At 69.2% G+C, this 14997-nt stretch carries 18 protein-coding genes and 5 tRNA genes; 17 read left to right on the top strand and 6 right to left on the bottom strand.

From position 1 onward, the window contains the following. Window positions 1–71: 71 nt before the first annotated feature. The 9 genes from ACZ4N4_RS36045 (at window position 72) to ACZ4N4_RS36005 (ending at window position 4101) form a co-directional block, all read left to right on the top strand. Window positions 72–260: a hypothetical protein gene (locus ACZ4N4_RS36045; RefSeq protein WP_453573664.1), complete on the top strand. Its 189-nt coding sequence runs from the start codon at window positions 72–74 to the stop codon at window positions 258–260. Between the two features lie 132 nt (window positions 261–392). Then, on the top strand, window positions 393–1178 hold the full coding sequence (locus tag ACZ4N4_RS36040; RefSeq protein WP_453573469.1) for a fumarylacetoacetate hydrolase family protein: 786 nt from the start codon (window positions 393–395) through the stop codon (window positions 1176–1178). Continuing rightward, window positions 1171–2655: a glutamate--tRNA ligase gene (gltX, locus tag ACZ4N4_RS36035; RefSeq protein WP_467596793.1), complete on the top strand. Its 1485-nt coding sequence runs from the start codon at window positions 1171–1173 to the stop codon at window positions 2653–2655. Before ACZ4N4_RS36040 ends, gltX begins: the two co-directional genes overlap by 8 nt. Before the next feature lie 143 nt (window positions 2656–2798). Further along, the gene (locus ACZ4N4_RS36030; RefSeq protein WP_467596791.1) at window positions 2799–3521 is read left to right on the top strand and encodes an HAD family hydrolase; all 723 of its coding nucleotides are present in this window, start codon (window positions 2799–2801) and stop codon (window positions 3519–3521) included. Window positions 3522–3612: 91 nt separating this feature from the next. Continuing rightward, window positions 3613–3684 (top strand) — tRNA-Gln (locus ACZ4N4_RS36025). Window positions 3685–3724: 40 nt separating this feature from the next. After that, window positions 3725–3797, top strand: a tRNA-Glu gene (locus tag ACZ4N4_RS36020). Window positions 3798–3819: 22 nt separating this feature from the next. Then, window positions 3820–3892 (top strand) — tRNA-Glu (locus ACZ4N4_RS36015). Between the two features lie 21 nt (window positions 3893–3913). Then, window positions 3914–3985: transfer RNA gene (locus ACZ4N4_RS36010), tRNA-Gln, on the top strand. Window positions 3986–4028: 43 nt separating this feature from the next. Continuing rightward, window positions 4029–4101, top strand: a tRNA-Glu gene (locus ACZ4N4_RS36005). Between the two features lie 68 nt (window positions 4102–4169). On the opposite strand, the gene ACZ4N4_RS36000 is transcribed toward ACZ4N4_RS36005, so the two are convergent. Further along, complete coding sequence (locus ACZ4N4_RS36000; RefSeq protein ID WP_453573477.1) at window positions 4170–4814, bottom strand: MerR family transcriptional regulator; 645 nt, start codon at window positions 4812–4814, stop codon at window positions 4170–4172. Window positions 4815–4905: 91 nt separating this feature from the next. On the opposite strand from ACZ4N4_RS36000, the gene ACZ4N4_RS35995 reads away from it, so the two are divergent. Then, window positions 4906–5406: a DUF4188 domain-containing protein gene (locus ACZ4N4_RS35995; RefSeq protein ID WP_467597059.1), complete on the top strand. Its 501-nt coding sequence runs from the start codon at window positions 4906–4908 to the stop codon at window positions 5404–5406. A gap of 212 nt (window positions 5407–5618) precedes the next feature. Here the strand turns inward: ACZ4N4_RS35995 and ndgR are convergent, their stop codons facing one another. After that, complete coding sequence (ndgR, locus tag ACZ4N4_RS35990; RefSeq protein WP_003993203.1) at window positions 5619–6335, bottom strand: IclR family transcriptional regulator NdgR; 717 nt, start codon at window positions 6333–6335, stop codon at window positions 5619–5621. 205 nt (window positions 6336–6540) lie between these two features. Between ndgR and leuC the strand changes: the two genes are divergently transcribed. From leuC to ACZ4N4_RS35970, 4 genes are all read left to right on the top strand, one after another. Beyond that, window positions 6541–7971 (top strand): 3-isopropylmalate dehydratase large subunit, encoded by a 1431-nt coding sequence (leuC, locus tag ACZ4N4_RS35985; RefSeq protein WP_453573480.1) that lies wholly within the window; start codon window positions 6541–6543, stop codon window positions 7969–7971. 6 nt (window positions 7972–7977) lie between these two features. Beyond that, window positions 7978–8571 carry a 3-isopropylmalate dehydratase small subunit gene (leuD, locus tag ACZ4N4_RS35980; RefSeq protein ID WP_450765964.1) on the top strand — a complete coding sequence of 198 codons (594 nt, stop codon included), beginning with the start codon at window positions 7978–7980 and terminating at the stop codon, window positions 8569–8571. A 288-nt stretch (window positions 8572–8859) separates the two neighbouring features. After that, window positions 8860–9093 carry an SCO5555 family protein gene (locus ACZ4N4_RS35975; RefSeq protein WP_453573483.1) on the top strand — a complete coding sequence of 78 codons (234 nt, stop codon included), beginning with the start codon at window positions 8860–8862 and terminating at the stop codon, window positions 9091–9093. A gap of 136 nt (window positions 9094–9229) precedes the next feature. Further along, complete coding sequence (locus ACZ4N4_RS35970; protein ID WP_467596785.1) at window positions 9230–9847, top strand: HU family DNA-binding protein; 618 nt, start codon at window positions 9230–9232, stop codon at window positions 9845–9847. Between the two features lie 93 nt (window positions 9848–9940). On the opposite strand, the gene ACZ4N4_RS35965 is transcribed toward ACZ4N4_RS35970, so the two are convergent. Then, entirely contained in the window at window positions 9941–10144 is a 204-nt protein-coding gene (locus ACZ4N4_RS35965; protein WP_450765968.1) for a hypothetical protein, read from the bottom strand. A 9-nt stretch (window positions 10145–10153) separates the two neighbouring features. After that, window positions 10154–10792 (bottom strand): 2-phospho-L-lactate guanylyltransferase, encoded by a 639-nt coding sequence (cofC, locus tag ACZ4N4_RS35960; RefSeq protein ID WP_453573489.1) that lies wholly within the window; start codon window positions 10790–10792, stop codon window positions 10154–10156. 177 nt (window positions 10793–10969) lie between these two features. Here cofC and ACZ4N4_RS35955 point away from each other — a divergent pair, with 177 nt between their 5' ends. The 3 genes from ACZ4N4_RS35955 to ACZ4N4_RS35945 are packed head-to-tail and all read left to right on the top strand — an operon-like array spanning window position 10970 to window position 13958. Next, entirely contained in the window at window positions 10970–11734 is a 765-nt protein-coding gene (locus ACZ4N4_RS35955; RefSeq protein ID WP_467596782.1) for a lysophospholipid acyltransferase family protein, read from the top strand. Beyond that, window positions 11731–12741 carry an NAD(P)H-dependent glycerol-3-phosphate dehydrogenase gene (locus ACZ4N4_RS35950; protein WP_450765974.1) on the top strand — a complete coding sequence of 337 codons (1011 nt, stop codon included), beginning with the start codon at window positions 11731–11733 and terminating at the stop codon, window positions 12739–12741. The genes ACZ4N4_RS35955 and ACZ4N4_RS35950 overlap by 4 nt, the downstream gene beginning before the upstream one ends. 59 nt (window positions 12742–12800) lie before the next feature. Further along, window positions 12801–13958 (top strand): D-alanine--D-alanine ligase family protein, encoded by a 1158-nt coding sequence (locus tag ACZ4N4_RS35945; protein ID WP_467596779.1) that lies wholly within the window; start codon window positions 12801–12803, stop codon window positions 13956–13958. Between the two features lie 103 nt (window positions 13959–14061). Here ACZ4N4_RS35945 and ACZ4N4_RS35940 read toward each other — a convergent pair whose 3' ends face one another. Together ACZ4N4_RS35940 and ACZ4N4_RS35935 are read right to left on the bottom strand one after the other, a co-directional pair. Continuing rightward, window positions 14062–14547: a DUF3515 domain-containing protein gene (locus ACZ4N4_RS35940; protein ID WP_467596776.1), complete on the bottom strand. Its 486-nt coding sequence runs from the start codon at window positions 14545–14547 to the stop codon at window positions 14062–14064. A gap of 20 nt (window positions 14548–14567) precedes the next feature. Then, complete coding sequence (locus tag ACZ4N4_RS35935; RefSeq protein ID WP_352219363.1) at window positions 14568–14801, bottom strand: Lrp/AsnC family transcriptional regulator; 234 nt, start codon at window positions 14799–14801, stop codon at window positions 14568–14570. Window positions 14802–14997: the final 196 nt, after the last annotated feature.

Genomic DNA, 14997 nt, shown 5'->3' with positions numbered 1-14997 from the left:
CGATGTTTAGCCTGGCGCTTTACAAGAGGGAAGTCTCTGCCAACCGACACATGACGGGGTCCACGACAACCGTGAAGACGACGATGATGTTCCGCAACATAGCCAACCCCCGGCGTACCACCCTGGCCCACCTCAAGGACGCCGAGGAACTGCAGACCCCCGAACTGCCCGAGCACTCCCTCGACCTCCCCGCCCAGACCGCCAACCCGCGGCGCACCATCCTCATGGAGGTCCCGGCCTCGGCCTCGGCAGCCGAGTAGTCGCCAGTACGGGTCACGGCCGCCGTTCACTCACTCACCCGGTCACGGGGCTGTTTTCGCGGCGGCCACCCCTTACCGCGTTAGCCTGGGGTGTCAGACTCCAGCCGGCTCAGTGAGGGGCGCAAGGATCCCGTGCGCATCGCCAGGTTCTCCATCGACGGGAACGTCGCCTTCGGCGCCGTCGAGGGCGACAAGCAGGACGAACTCGTCCTCGACATCATCAAGGGCATTCCGTTCACGGACTTCGAGCTCTCCGGCACGAAGGTTCCGCTGAACAAGGTACGGCTGCTGCCGCCGGTGCTCCCCAACAAGGTCGTCGCCTTCGGCCGCAACTACGCGGAGCACGCGAAGGAGCTGGGCAACGAGATCCCGGACGCCCCCTTCGCCTTCTTCAAGCCGTCCACCTCGGTGATCGGCCCCGGCGACGAGATCCAGTACCCCCCGTTCTCCCAGGACCTCCACCACGAGGCCGAACTGGCCGTGGTCATCGGCCGTATGTGCCGCGAGGTCCCGCGCGAGCGCGTCCAGGACGTGATCTTCGGCTACACCTGCGCCAACGACGTCACCGCCCGCGACGTCCAGAAGCGCGAGAAGCAGTGGGCCCGGGCCAAGGGCTTCGACACCGCCTGCCCGCTCGGCCCCTGGGTGGAGACGGACCTGGACCTCTCCACCGCGTCCGACCTGACGATCCAGCTCACCGTCGACGGCGAACAGCGCCAGCTCGGCAGTACGAGCGAGATGATCCACCCCATCGCGGACCTGATCGTCAACATCACCGAGGCCATGACGCTGCTCCCCGGCGACGTGATCCTCACCGGCACCCCGGCAGGGGTCGGCCCCCTCAACGTCGGCGACGAGGTCGCCGTCACCATCGAAGGCATCGGCACTCTCACCAACAAGGTTGTCAAGCGTGGCTAGCGCACCCGACCCCGCCGTCCGAGTACGGTTCTGCCCGTCGCCCACCGGTAACCCCCATGTGGGCCTGGTCCGCACCGCCCTGTTCAACTGGGCGTTCGCCCGGCACCACCAGGGCACGCTCGTCTTCCGCATCGAGGACACCGACGCGGCCCGCGACTCCGAGGAGTCGTACGGCCAGCTGCTCGACGCGATGCGCTGGCTGGGCTTCGACTGGGACGAGGGCCCCGAGGTCGGCGGCCCGCACGCGCCGTACCGCCAGTCGCAGCGCATGGACATCTACGCCGATGTCGCCCAGAAGCTGCTCGACGCCGGCCACGCCTACCGCTGCTACTGCTCCCAGGAGGAGCTGGACACCCGCCGCGAGGCCGCCCGCGCCGCCGGCAGGCCGTCCGGGTACGACGGCCACTGCCGCGACCTCACCGAGGAGCAGGTGGCGGAGTACAAGGCCCAGGGCCGTACCCCGATCGTCCGCTTCCGGATGCCCGACGAGACGATCACCTTCACGGACCTGGTCCGCGGCGAGCTGACCTTCACCCCGGAGAACGTCCCGGACTACGGCATCGTCCGCGCGAACGGCGCCCCGCTCTACACGCTCGTCAACCCGGTCGACGACGCCCTGATGGAGATCACCCACGTCCTGCGCGGCGAGGACCTGCTCTCCTCCACCCCGCGCCAGATCGCCCTCTACAAGGCGCTGACCGAGCTCGGCATCGCCCAGCGGGTCCCGGCCTTCGGTCACCTCCCCTATGTCATGGGCGAGGGCAACAAGAAGCTCTCCAAGCGCGACCCGGAGTCCTCGCTCAACCTCTACCGCGAGCGCGGCTTCCTCCCCGAGGGCCTGCTGAACTACCTCTCGCTGCTCGGCTGGTCGTTCTCCGCGGACCAGGACATCTTCTCGATCGAGGAGATGGTGGCCGCCTTCGAGATCTCCGACGTGAACCCCAACCCGGCCCGCTTCGACCTGAAGAAGTGCGAGGCGATCAACGCCGACCACATCCGTCTGCTGGACGTGAAGGACTTCACGGAGCGCTGCGCGCCCTGGCTGAAGGCCCCCGTCGCCCCCTGGGCCCCGGAGGACTTCGACGAGTCCAAGTGGCACGCGATCGCCCCGCACGCCCAGACCCGTCTGAAGGTCCTGTCGGAGATCACCGACAACGTCGACTTCCTGTTCCTCCCCGAGCCGGTCTTCGACGAGGCGAGCTGGACGAAGGCGATGAAGGAGGGCAGCGACGCCCTGCTGGTCACGGCCCGCGAGAAGCTGGAGTCGGCCGACTGGACCTCTCCGGAGTCCCTGAAGGAGGCCGTCCTGGCCGCCGGCGAGGCCCACGGCCTCAAGCTCGGCAAGGCCCAGGCCCCGGTCCGGGTGGCGGTCACCGGCCGCACGGTCGGCCTGCCGCTCTTCGAGTCCCTGGAGATCCTGGGCAAGGAGAAGACGCTGGCCCGGATCGACGCGGCCCTGGCGAAGCTGACCGCGTAACACGCAGGCGTACGTGAGGGGCGTTACCCGGAGTCTCCGGGTAACGCCCCTCACGCGCACCCGAGTCCGCCCCTGCCTGTGGGCGCACCCCGACCGGCACGACGACTCCGGGCGGGCGGCGCCCGCGGGGTACCGTCGGTGCCATGACGATCAGGGCCGTGGTGTGGGACGTCGACGACACCCTCTTCGACTACACGAGTGCCGACCGCGAGGGCATGCGGGCGCATCTGGCGGCGGAGGGGCTGCTCACCGGCCGGGAGAGCGCGGAAGCGGCACTCGTGCGGTGGCGGGAGATCACCGACGAGCAGTGGGCGCGCTTCGCGGCGGGCGAGGTCAGCTTCGAGGGACAGCGGCTGGACCGGGTACGGGTGTTCCTGGACAGGGAGCTGACCGACGACGAGGCCGGCGCCTGGTTCCGCCGGTACCGGACCCACTACGAGGCCGCCTGGACCCTCTTCCCGGACGTCCTGCCCGCCCTGGACGCGCTCGCGTCCAGCCACCGACACGCCGTGCTGTCCAACTCCAGCTTCCACGTCCAGGACCACAAACTGCGCACGCTCGGTGTCCACGACCGCTTCGAGGCCATCCTCTGCGCCGCCGAACTGGGCGTCTCCAAGCCCGAGGCCGGTGCCTTCCTCGCCGCCTGCGAGGCGCTGGAACTCGCTCCGCACCAGGTCGCGTACGTCGGCGACCACCCGGAGATCGACGGACGCGGTGCCGCGGACGCCGGACTGCTGTCCGTCTGGCTGGACCGGCACGGGGCCGGGAGCGCGCCGGCCGGCGGCCACCGGATCGGCTCCCTCGCCGAACTGCCCGCGATCCTCCGCGCCGATACCCGTTTTGGAGCCCCGTCCACCTTCAGGTAATGTTCTTCCTGCGCCGCCGGGGAGCGGGCCGAAAGGCCGGAACCGGAGGCGCGAAGCTAGAACAAGATCCCCGCAGGGGCTTGCGTTCCAGTGGCCTATGGTGTAATTGGCAGCACGACTGATTCTGGTTCAGTTAGTCTTGGTTCGAGTCCAGGTAGGCCAGCTCGCAGAGCTCATCTGCACGCGCGGATTCAGATCCGCAAGCCCCCGTTGTGTAGCGGCCTAGCACGCTGCCCTCTCAAGGCAGTAGCGCCGGTTCGAATCCGGTCGGGGGTACGGTGATCGAAGGATCGCTAGGGCCCCCGTTGTGTAGCGGCCTAGCACGCCGCCCTCTCAAGGCGGTAGCGCCGGTTCGAATCCGGTCGGGGGTACGAACTGGTCTAAACCATCATTGGTCTATGGTGTAATTGGCAGCACGACTGATTCTGGTTCAGTTAGTCTTGGTTCGAGTCCAGGTAGACCAGCTCGGATCTGCGGCGTTGTACATTAAACGCTTGTAAGATCCACGCCCCCGTTGTGTAGCGGCCTAGCACGCCGCCCTCTCAAGGCGGTAGCGCCGGTTCGAATCCGGTCGGGGGTACAGGAGAAAAGCACGAGGCCCCTCACTTCGGTGAGGGGCCTTCGTCGTATCGCCGTATGCCGTCCCGCTCACTCGAAGCCGTAGCGGCGGGCCGTCTCCTCCTCCTGGGCCAGCCGGTGCAGCGCCTGGAGCATCGGCTCCACCAGGACCGCGCTGGCCACCGCGGCCTCCACCTTCTCCTCCTCCGACGGACGCGTCTCCAGGAAGTCCAGGTCGGTGATGGCCGCCTGGTGCATCAACTTCGCGTGCGACACGAGGAGTTCGGCGTCCCAGTCGTAACCGAGCCGGCGGAACGCGGCCACCGCGACCACCAGCTGGCGATACGCGGGGGAGATGGTCGTGAGCTGCTTGGCGTTCTCCCAGCCGAGGACGTCCAGCAGAGTCCCGACCTCCCGGTGCGCGCTCTGGACGAACTCGTCCTCCGCGTCCGGCTCGGGCACCTGCGGCAGCGCCCACAGCGCGGCGCCCACCCTGATCGTGCGGCCCAGCGAGCCGTCGTCGACATGTCCGAGCACCTCGCGGACCGTGGCGACGGGGATCCGCCCCACCTGGATCATCGCCCGCACCAGCCGCAGCCGTCGCAGATGCTCCTCGTCGTACTCGGCGGTGGTGGCGTTGACCTGGCGGCCCGGCGGCAACAGCCCTTCGCGCAGGTAGTACTTGATCGTCGCGGCGGACACACCGCTGCGCTCGCTCAGCTGGGCAAGCCGCATGTCTTGCGCCCCTTCTTGGTAAGTGCCACTATCCAAGCACCGACAAGAAGGATAGTGCTGCTATCCGATGAGGATCCGGGGGGTCGTCGCCATGTTCGCGAAACCGATTCCGGGCCGGATGACCGCGGCGCGTGAGGGCGACGCGGTGGTCCTGCTGATCGGCATGCGCATCAACCACTTCTGGGCGGTCCACCAGTGGCTCCCGGTCGCGCTGTCGATGTTCCGCATGCTGCGGGAGCTCGAACGGGACCCCGGCCGGGGGCTGCTGGGGCGCATCCTGCTGACGGCTTCGCCGCGGACGTACTACGTCGTCCAGTACTGGGAGTCCAAGGAGAAGCTGTACGCGTACGCCAGCTCGCCCGACCTGTTCCACCACAAGGTGTGGGGCGTCGTGAACCGCAAGGAGCGCGCGGGGAAGCTGCACGGGCACGTGGGGCTGTGGCACGAGGCGTACGTGGCACCGGAAGGCTCGTACGAGTCGATCTACTTCGACATGCCCCGCTTCGGGCTGGGCGCGGCGAGCGGGGTGGTGCCGGTGGAGAAGCGGGGGCGGTACGCGAAGGACCGGTTCGCCCACCGGAGCGCCCCATAGAGGGCGCGGGGGAACTGCGCGACAAGCCACGACGGCGCGGCGGTCGGCCGACGGCCGGTGGTGGCAGACGCTGCGCCGTGGGGGCTCCGGTCACAGGGGGAGTGCGGGCAGCGTGGGGCTGGTCGCGCAGTTCCCCCGCGCCCCTGGGTTTCTCCGCTTCCGTCGGAAGAGACCTGCCGCGGCGTTGAGGCCGGCCTCTTCCCACGGGAGGGTCAGCCCGTGCGGCGCAATGCCTCGGAGAGGCGGCCCGCCGCGTCGATGACCGCCTGGGCGTGCATCCGGCCGGGGTGGCGGGTCAGCCGCTCGATCGGTCCGGAAACGGAGACCGCCGCCACCACACGGTTGGAAGGCCCCCGCACCGGTGCCGACACCGAGGCGACGCCCGGTTCACGCTCGCCGATGGACTGGGCCCAGCCGCGGCGGCGGACACCCGACAGGGCCGTCGCCGTGAAACGGGCGCCCTGGAGGCCGCGGTGCAGCCGCTCCGGCTCCTCCCAGGCCATCAGGATCTGCGCGGAGGACCCGGCCTTCATCGTGAGCGTCGAGCCGACCGGGACCGTGTCCCGAAGACCGGACAGGCGTTCCGCCGCGGCCACGCAGATCCGCATGTCCCCCTGGCGTCGATAGAGCTGCGCGCTTTCGCCGGTGATGTCCCGGAGGTGCGTGAGCACCGGGCCCGCCGTCGCGAGCAGGCGGTCCTCGCCGGCCGCCGCGGCCAGTTCCGCGAGTCGGGGGCCGAGAATGAAACGGCCCTGCATGTCGCGTGCCACCATGCGGTGGTGTTCCAGGGCCACGGCCAGCCGGTGGGCCGTGGGCCGTGCCAGTCCGGTTGCCCCGACCAGACCCGCGAGGGTGGCCGGACCGGACTCCAGAGCGCTCAGGACAAGGGCCGCCTTGTCCAGAACGCCGACGCCGCTACTGTTGTCCATGCAACGATACTCACGTCTCACTCTGTGAAACGCAAGTTCAATTTCCCGTGGAACGCGCCACCCTGGAATCAGACAGCGGCCCGCAGACCAACGGGCCCGGCGGCGGACGCCCGGAACCACGACTTCAGGGGCCCGGAGAACGGGCAGCCGCTACCTCAAGATCTCTAGTTGGGCCGGTGCACGTCTGCCGGCCGGAGGGAAAGCGATGGGTAGGACACTCGCGGAGAAGGTCTGGGACGACCACGTCGTCCGGCGCGCCGAGGGCGAGCCCGACCTCCTCTTCATCGATCTGCACCTGCTGCACGAGGTGACCAGCCCGCAGGCCTTCGACGGCCTGCGTCAGAACGGCCGGCAGGTGCGCCGCCTCGACCTCACCATCGCGACCGAGGACCACAACACCCCCACCCTCGACATCGACAAGCCCATCGCGGACCCGGTCTCCCGGGCCCAGCTGGAGACGCTGCGCAAGAACTGCGCCGAGTTCGGCGTCCGGCTGCACCCGCTGGGCGACATCGAGCAGGGAGTCGTGCACGTGGTCGGCCCGCAGCTGGGTCTGACCCAGCCCGGCACGACCGTCGTCTGTGGCGACTCCCACACCTCCACGCACGGCGCCTTCGGCGCGCTCGCGTTCGGTATCGGCACCTCCCAGGTGGAGCACGTGCTGGCCACCCAGACGCTGCCGCTGGCCCGCCCGAAGACCATGGCCATCACGGTCGACGGCGAGCTGCCCGAGGGCGTCACCGCCAAGGACCTGATCCTGGCGATCATCGCCAAGATCGGTACCGGCGGCGGCCAGGGCTACATCCTGGAGTACCGCGGCTCCGCCATCGAGAAGCTCTCGATGGAGGCCCGCATGACCATCTGCAACATGTCGATCGAGGCCGGTGCCCGCGCGGGCATGATCGCCCCGGACGAGACCACCTTCGCGTACATCAAGGGCCGCGCCCACGCCCCCGAGGGCGCCGACTGGGACGCGGCGGTCGAGTACTGGAAGACGCTGAAGACGGACGACGACGCGGAATTCGACGCCGAGGTGCACATCGACGCCGCCGCCCTCTCGCCGTTCGTCACCTGGGGCACCAACCCCGGCCAGGGTGCGCCGCTTTCGGCACAGGTCCCCGACCCGGCTTCGTACGAAGACGCTTCGGAGCGCCTCGCCGCCGAAAAGGCCCTGGAGTACATGGGGTTGGAGGCCGGCCAGCTGCTGCGCTCCATCAAGGTGGACACCGTCTTCGTAGGCTCGTGCACCAACGGCCGTATCGAGGACCTGCGCGCCGCGGCCGCCATCGTCGAGGGCCGCAAAGTCGCCGACGGCGTACGGATGCTGGTCGTCCCCGGCTCCGCGCGGGTCGGTCTGCAGGCCGTCTCCGAGGGCCTGGACGTCGTCTTCAAGGAGGCCGGTGCCGAATGGCGGCACGCGGGCTGCTCGATGTGCCTGGGCATGAACCCCGACCAGCTGGCACCGGGGGAGCGCTCCGCGTCCACCTCCAACCGCAACTTCGAGGGCCGGCAGGGCAAGGGCGGCCGTACCCACCTGGTGTCGCCGCAGGTCGCGGCCGCCACGGCCGTCCTGGGCCACCTGGCCTCGCCCGCCGACCTGTCCGACGCCGACGTTCGTACGCCCGCTGGAGTCTGATCAGCCATGGAAGCATTCACCACGCACACCGGCCGGGCCGTCCCGCTGCGCCGTTCCAACGTCGACACCGACCAGATCATCCCTGCTCACTGGCTCAAGAAGGTCACCAGGGACGGTTTCGAGGACGGGCTGTTCGAGGCCTGGCGGAAAGATCCCGAGTTCGTGCTCAACCGGCCCGAGCGGCAGGGTGCGACCGTCCTGGTCGCCGGCCCCGACTTCGGCACCGGCTCCTCCCGTGAGCACGCCGTCTGGGCGCTGCAGAACTACGGCTTCAAGACCGTCATCTCGTCCCGCTTCGCGGACATCTTCCGGGGCAACTCGCTGAAGAACGGGCTGCTCACGGTGGTTCTGGAGCAGAAGATCGTGGACGCGCTCCAGGAGCTCACGGAGAACGACCCGCAGGCCGAGATCACCGTCGACCTCCAGGCCCGCGAGGTGCGCGCCGAGGGCATCACCGCCTCCTTCGAGCTGGACGAGAACTCCCGCTGGCGGCTGCTGAACGGGCTGGACGACATCTCCATCACCCTCCGGAACGAGGCCGACATCGCCGAGTACGAGGCCAAGCGGCCCTCGTACAAGCCGCGGACGCTCCAGGCCTGATCCGGAGCCCGCTTCCGGCCTGATCGACCACATCTGAATACGGCTGGTTTCAGCCACCGCCCCACCCCGTCTGTACCCCCGATCGCCACGATTGGGGGTACAGCCATGTCTGCACCCGAACGGACGCTCGCGTTGTCGCAGGTCTTGCCAACTTCCCACGTTAGGACGGATGTTGTGGGGGTAAGTGAGTGCTGTGTCCGCGGCTTCCGCAAGTGCCCGGAAGGCCATTTGAGGCGGCAGTTGCCCCCTGCGCAGGCGACAACTCGCCCCAGATGGCACAATCTGTGCATGGAACACGACGGCCAACTCCAGCTCTATACGGCGGTCGCGGACCAACTGAAGGAAGCGCACACAACAGTGCGCGCACTGCAAGTCCCGGAGGGCGTACGGATGGCGCTGACCCGGAAGCTGCTGGTCATTACGGCCGCGGCCAAGCACGACATCGCCGACGCGGCAAGGCGGCTGGAACGGTTCAATGCGGACCTCGACGAGGGTCGATTCCCTGACGAGAAGGCTGACTGAACCGTCCTGGACGACCGAGTCCGTTGCGGCACAAGGGTGATAAGCCCGTTTCGTGTTTGATTTGCGGTATATATCTGCCTAACGTGCGAAAAAGCTTGAACACTTTCGTTCTGGCGATGTCTCCGAAGGGGAAGACGTGAACAAGGCGCAGCTCGTAGAAGCGATTGCCGACAAGATGGGCGGACGCCAGCAGGCGGCCGAGGCTGTCGACGCGGTCCTGGACGCCATCGTCCGCGCGACCGTCGCGGGTGACCGGGTCTCGGTCACGGGCTTCGGGTCCTTCGAGAAGGTGGACCGCCCGGCGCGTTACGCCCGCAACCCCCAGACGGGCGAGCGGGTTCGGGTCAAGAAGACCTCGGTGCCGCGCTTCCGTGCCGGTCAGGGCTTCAAGGACCTGGTGAGCGGCTCGAAGAAGCTTCCGCGCGGCGGCGAGGTCGCGGTCAAGAAGGCGCCCAAGGGCAGCCTGACCGGCGGCGCTTCCGCGACGGTCAAGAAGGCGGCGGCGAAGAAGGTCACCGCCAAGAAGGCGACCGCGGCGGCCAAGAAGACCACCGCGAAGAAGACGACGGCGAAGAAGACCACGGCCGCCGCCGCGAAGAAGACCGCGGCCAAGACCACCGCCAAGAAGACCACCGCCACGGCGAAGAAGACGACCGCGAAGAAGGCTCCGGCCAAGAAGGTCACCGCCAAGAAGGCCCCGGCCAAGAAGTCGACGGCGCGGAAGGCCACCGCCAAGAAGACGGCTGCGCGCTAGGCAGCGGGGCCTCGGGGTACTCACGCGACGGGCCGGACTCCTGGGGGAGTCCGGCCCGCGGTGTGTTCAGCGTCTGCGCCCAGGTCGCCTGCCTCAGAGAGTCTGCAAGGTCACCAGGGTGATCCGGAGGCCCTCGCCGGAGCCCTCCGTCTCGATGCGCACCCGCTGACCCGGCCTGAGCAGGCGCAATCCACCCGCATCGAAAGCCGCCCCGTCGAAGGGCACCGGGGTCCCGTCGTCCAGGAGCACCTGGCCGCCGCGGGTCTCGGGGTCGTACGTGTACGCGGTCGCCTGCATGACGGCAGCCTACTGGTCCGGGATCAGCAGCCGCGCCGCCGCTGCCGCCGTGCGCGGGCCCACGCCCAGGGCCAGTGCCGTGCGCAGGTCCGCGCCGGTGTCCACGTCCTGCCGTACCGACTCCACACCGGCCAGTAGCAGTTCCGCGGCGCCCGAGGCGGTGTGCCGGGCGCGGGAATCCGGGCCGAATGCGGGCGCCAATTCATTGCCGGGAGTCGCGGCCAGCAGGGTGGTGCCGATTGCCGCCGCGTCCGGGAGAAAAGCGCGCGGGAATTCCGCGGCCGCGTCGAGCACCCGGGACAATTCCAGCGGACGGAGCGCCGGCAGATCGGCGTTCAGCGCGGCCACCGCGCTTTCCGGGCGCGACGCGCGCACGACCGCCGCGCCGTGCCGCAGAGCGGCGTTGAGACCGCTTCCCGGCGTGTCCGGGACGATGCGCGCGCCCAGCGCCGAGAGTTCGCGCCCGGCCAGCGTGTCGTCCGTGACGACCGCCACATCCTTCACCGCCTGGCAGGCCAGCGCCGCGGCCACCGTGTCCTGGGCGAAAGCGAGGGCCAGTCCCGGACGCAAACCGTCCGTCGCGGTGTCCGCGAGCCTGCTCTTGGCTCGCGCCAGGGGCTTCAGGGGTATCACCAAGGTCCACTGCACCGACGTACCGTCCCTCCCTCGTTGCCTCATTGTCACCCGGGCCCCGAGGCAGGCGCGGCAGCGAGGCGTACGGTGTTCCTCGACAGACCGGCGGACCGGGGCGACACTTCTCCCGGCCCCCGGTCCGGGAGAAGAAGTCCCGGAGACCGGGAAGAAGTCCTAGAGGAAGGTGTGCGCGTGCCCCGCCGGAGAATCGGCTTCTGGTACCGCTTCGCTGCGGTGCTCTGCAAACCGCCGCTGGTGGTCCTGATCAAGCGGGACTGGCGCGGAATGGAGAACATTCCGGCCGAGGGCGGATTTATCACCGCGGTGAACCACAATTCCCACATCGACCCCTTCGCCTACGCGCACTATCAGTACAACACGGGGCGCGTTCCGCGATTCCTGGCGAAGAGCGGGCTTTTCAAGAAGGGATTCGTCGGCGCCGCCATGCGGGGCACCGGCCAGATCCCCGTCTACCGCGAGTCCACCGACGCTCTCAGTGCCTTCCGGGCCGCGATCGACGCCGTGCAGCGCGGCGAGTGCGTGGCTTTCTACCCTGAGGGAACGATCACCCGCGACCCGGACCAGTGGCCCATGACGGCCAAGACCGGTGCCGCCAGGGTGGCCCTGCAGACCAAGTGCCCGGTGATCCCGGTCGCCCAGTGGGGCGCCAACGAACTGCTGCCGCCGTACGCGAAGAAGCCCAAGCTGCTGCCCCGCAAGACCCACCACGTCCTCGCCGGTCCGCCGGTCGACCTCTCGCGCTTCTACGACAAGGACATGACCCAGGACCTCCTCAAGGAGGCGACCGAGGTCATCATGGCCGCCATCACCCGCCAGCTGGAGGAGATCCGCGGCGAGAAGGCCCCCGAGACCCCCTACGATCCACGCCAGGTGCGGATCGAGCAGCGGCGCCGGACGCGTGCGCAGAGCGGTCTGGAAGAGGAGAGCGGCAAGTGAGCAAGCCTGCCAAGGCGGCGGTCTTCAGCGCGGGTTCATGGGGTACGGCCTTCGGGATGGTGCTCGCCGACGCCGGGTGCGACGTCACCCTGTGGGCGCGGCGGGCGGAGGTGGCCGAGGCCGTCAACTCCGGCCGTACCAACCCCGACTACCTGCCCGGCGTGGAACTCCCCGAGAACCTGCGGGCCACGACCGACCCCGCCGAGGCCGCGGACGACGCCGACTTCACCGTCCTGTCGGTGCCGTCCCAGACCATGCGCGCCAACCTCGCCGACTGGGCGCCGCTGCTCGCGCCCGGCACCGTCCTGGTGTCCCTCATGAAGGGCATCGAACTCGGCACCACCATGCGGATGAGCGAGGTCATCGCGGACGTCGCCAAGGTCGGCCAGGACCGTATCGCGGTCGTCACCGGCCCCAACCTGGCCCGGGAGATCGCGGCCCGGATGCCGGCCGCCGCCGTGGTCGCCTGCACCGACGACACCGTCGCCCAGCGCCTCCAGGCCGCCTGTCACACGCCGTACTTCCGGCCGTACACCAACACCGACGTCATCGGCTGCGAACTCGGCGGCGCGGTCAAGAACGTCATCGGGCTCGCGGTCGGCATCGCCGACGGCATGGGGCTCGGCGACAACGCCAAGGGCTCGCTGATCACCCGCGGCCTCGCCGAGACCACCCGCCTCGGTGTCGCGCTCGGCGCCGACCCGCTGACCTTCGCCGGCCTCGCCGGCCTCGGCGACCTGGTGGCGACCTGTTCCTCGCCGCTGTCCCGCAACCACACCTTCGGCACCAACCTCGGCAAGGGCATGACCCTGGAGGAGACCATCGCGGTCACCCGGCAGACCGCCGAGGGCGTCAAGTCCTGCGAGTCCGTGGCGGATCTGGCCCGCCGGCACGGCGTGGAGATGCCGATCACCGAGACGGTGGTCGACATCGTGCACGAGGGCAAGCCGCCGGTGGTCGCCCTCAAGGAGCTCATGTCGCGCAGCGCGAAGCCCGAGCGACGCTGAGCGAACGCACCCCGCCGACGCTGTATCGGGCCTCTACCACCGGGTACTCTCATCGCGATATGAGCACCGAGAACCTCCCCCAGAGCCCTGAGCAGCCCGCTCGCAAGCCGCGTGTGGCCGTCGTGTTCGGCGGTCGCAGCTCCGAGCACGGGATCTCCATGGTCACCGCCGGAGCCGTCCTGAGCGCCATCGACCGGACGAAGTACGACGTCCTGCCGATCGGCATCACGAGGGAAGGCCGCTGGGTGCTCACGGCCGACGAGCCCGAACGCATGGCGATCAGCGACCGCCGTACGCCCGAGGTCGGCGACCTGGCCGAGTCCACCGAGGGCGGCGTGCTGCTCCCCGTCGACCCGGCCAACCGCGAGGTCGTCTACAGCGAGCCCGGCTCCGTGCCCAAGGCGCTCGGTGAGGTCGACGTCGTCTTCCCGATGCTGCACGGCCCCTACGGCGAGGACGGCACCCTGCAGGGCCTCCTGGAGCTCTCCGGCGTTCCCTATGTCGGCTCCGGCGTGCTCGCCTCGGCCGTCGGCCAGGACAAGGAGTACATGAAGCGGGTGTTCACCTCCTTCGGGCTCAAGGTCGGCCCGTACCTGGTGATCCGTCCCCGCGAGTGGAAGCAGGACGAGTCCGCCGCCCGCAAGCGGATCGTCGACTTCGCCGGCGAGCACGGCTGGCCGTTGTTCGTGAAGCCCGCGCGGGCCGGCTCGTCGATCGGCATCACCAAGGTCGACGACCTCTCCGGTCTGGACGAGGCGATCGCCACCGCCCAGGCCCACGACCCGAAGATCCTGGTCGAGGCGGCGCTGCGCGGCCGTGAGATCGAGGTCGGCGTCCTGGAGTTCGAGGACGGCCCGCGCGCCTCGGTCCCGGCCGAGATCCCGCCGGCCGACACGCACGCGTACTACGACTTCGAGGCCAAGTACATCGACTCCACCCCCGGCATCGTCCCGGCCCCGCTGACGCCCGAGGAGACCGCCGGGATCCAGGCGCTCGCGGTGGACGCCTTCGAGGCCGCGTCCTGCGAGGGCCTGGTCCGCGCGGACTTCTTCCTCACCGAGGACGGCGAGTTCGTGATCAACGAGATCAACACGATGCCCGGCTTCACCCCGATCTCGATGTACCCACAGATGTGGCAGGCGACGGGCGTCAGCTACCCGGACCTGATCGACCGCCTGATCCAGGCGGCGCTTCGCAGGTCGACGGGACTGCGGTAGGCCTCAGGGGCGCGGGGCCGTATCCGACATGCGGCTCCGCCACGTGGGCGCGACCAGCCACGACGCACCGGCACTCGACACGCGACGGCTCCACGCACGGCGCCTAGTCGGCAACCCCCTCCGGAACCGCCTTCTTGATGGCAGGCGCCAGGCTCACCAACGGCGCCATGCCGTCCCCGGTCCGCCCCGCGGGGATCGTCACCTCGACGTACGCCTTCCGCAACGTCGTGGTGAACCGGAACGATTTGCCGGCCTCCTGCTCCAGCAGCCATCCGACCCCGTCGACCTCGACCCCGTCGGCCTCCGGGTCGGCCATCTTCGCAGGCCGCTCCACACCACAGCGCAGTATGATCGCGGGGTCCCCCCAGCCCGCCGTCAGCGTGGAGGCGGGCTCGGGGTCACGCCGGGCGAGCTTGTCCACCTTCTTCGGCAACTCCTCGTCGAGGTTCCGGCACAGCTTCGCAACCGCCGCGCCCGGACTGGGAACCGCCGCCGACGGGGCATCGTCTGCTGATGAGCAGCCCGCCGCCGCGATCATCACAAGAGCGAGCGCGGGCAGACCGAATGGCCGGTGACGGAAAATGTTCACCGGCCAAGCCTAGACGGGGGCTACAGATGGACGACCGGGCAGGTCAGAGTACGCGTGATGCCCTCCACTTGCTGGACTCTGGCGACCACGAGCCGACCGAGTTCGTCGACCGTCTCCGCTTGTGCGCGCACGATGACGTCGTACGGTCCTGTCACATCCTCGGCCTGGATGACTCCAGGGATCTTGCTGATGATCTCGGCGACGGTCGACGCTTTGCCGACCTCCGTCTGGATCAGGATGTACGCCTGTACCACGGAACCTCCAGGGCGGCCACGAGGATCATGTGGGGAAAAGGAACGCCACGGTATCGCGTCGCCGCTCACCGCGGGGAGACCTGCGCGGACAGGGGCTTGCGCGCCAGGGTGCAGCCACGACAGAAGTTGACGGTCACCTCGACCGTAACCAGGACGACGATGACGCGCGAGCGGGCACGGCAAGGCAGAGAAGGGG

The organism is Streptomyces sp. NPDC026538 (assembly GCF_055567535.1).
Note: the sequence above shows the minus strand (reverse complement) of the source record. Positions and strands in the feature narration are given on the sequence as shown.

Excerpts from the sequence above, each read along its gene's own strand:
- ACZ4N4_RS36030 (WP_467596791.1), top strand. The coding sequence starts at position 2,799 with ATGACGATCAGGGCCGTGGTGTGGGACGTCGACGACACCCTCTTCGAC.
- ACZ4N4_RS36000 (WP_453573477.1), bottom strand. The coding sequence starts at position 4,814 with ATGCGGCTTGCCCAGCTGAGCGAGCGCAGCGGTGTGTCCGCCGCGACG.
- ACZ4N4_RS35995 (WP_467597059.1), top strand. The coding sequence starts at position 4,906 with ATGTTCGCGAAACCGATTCCGGGCCGGATGACCGCGGCGCGTGAGGGC.
- ndgR (WP_003993203.1), bottom strand. The coding sequence starts at position 6,335 with ATGGACAACAGTAGCGGCGTCGGCGTTCTGGACAAGGCGGCCCTTGTC.
- leuC (WP_453573480.1), top strand. The coding sequence starts at position 6,541 with ATGGGTAGGACACTCGCGGAGAAGGTCTGGGACGACCACGTCGTCCGG.
- leuD (WP_450765964.1), top strand. The coding sequence starts at position 7,978 with ATGGAAGCATTCACCACGCACACCGGCCGGGCCGTCCCGCTGCGCCGT.
- ACZ4N4_RS35975 (WP_453573483.1), top strand. The coding sequence starts at position 8,860 with ATGGAACACGACGGCCAACTCCAGCTCTATACGGCGGTCGCGGACCAA.
- ACZ4N4_RS35965 (WP_450765968.1), bottom strand. The coding sequence starts at position 10,144 with ATGCAGGCGACCGCGTACACGTACGACCCCGAGACCCGCGGCGGCCAG.
- ACZ4N4_RS35945 (WP_467596779.1), top strand. The coding sequence starts at position 12,801 with ATGAGCACCGAGAACCTCCCCCAGAGCCCTGAGCAGCCCGCTCGCAAG.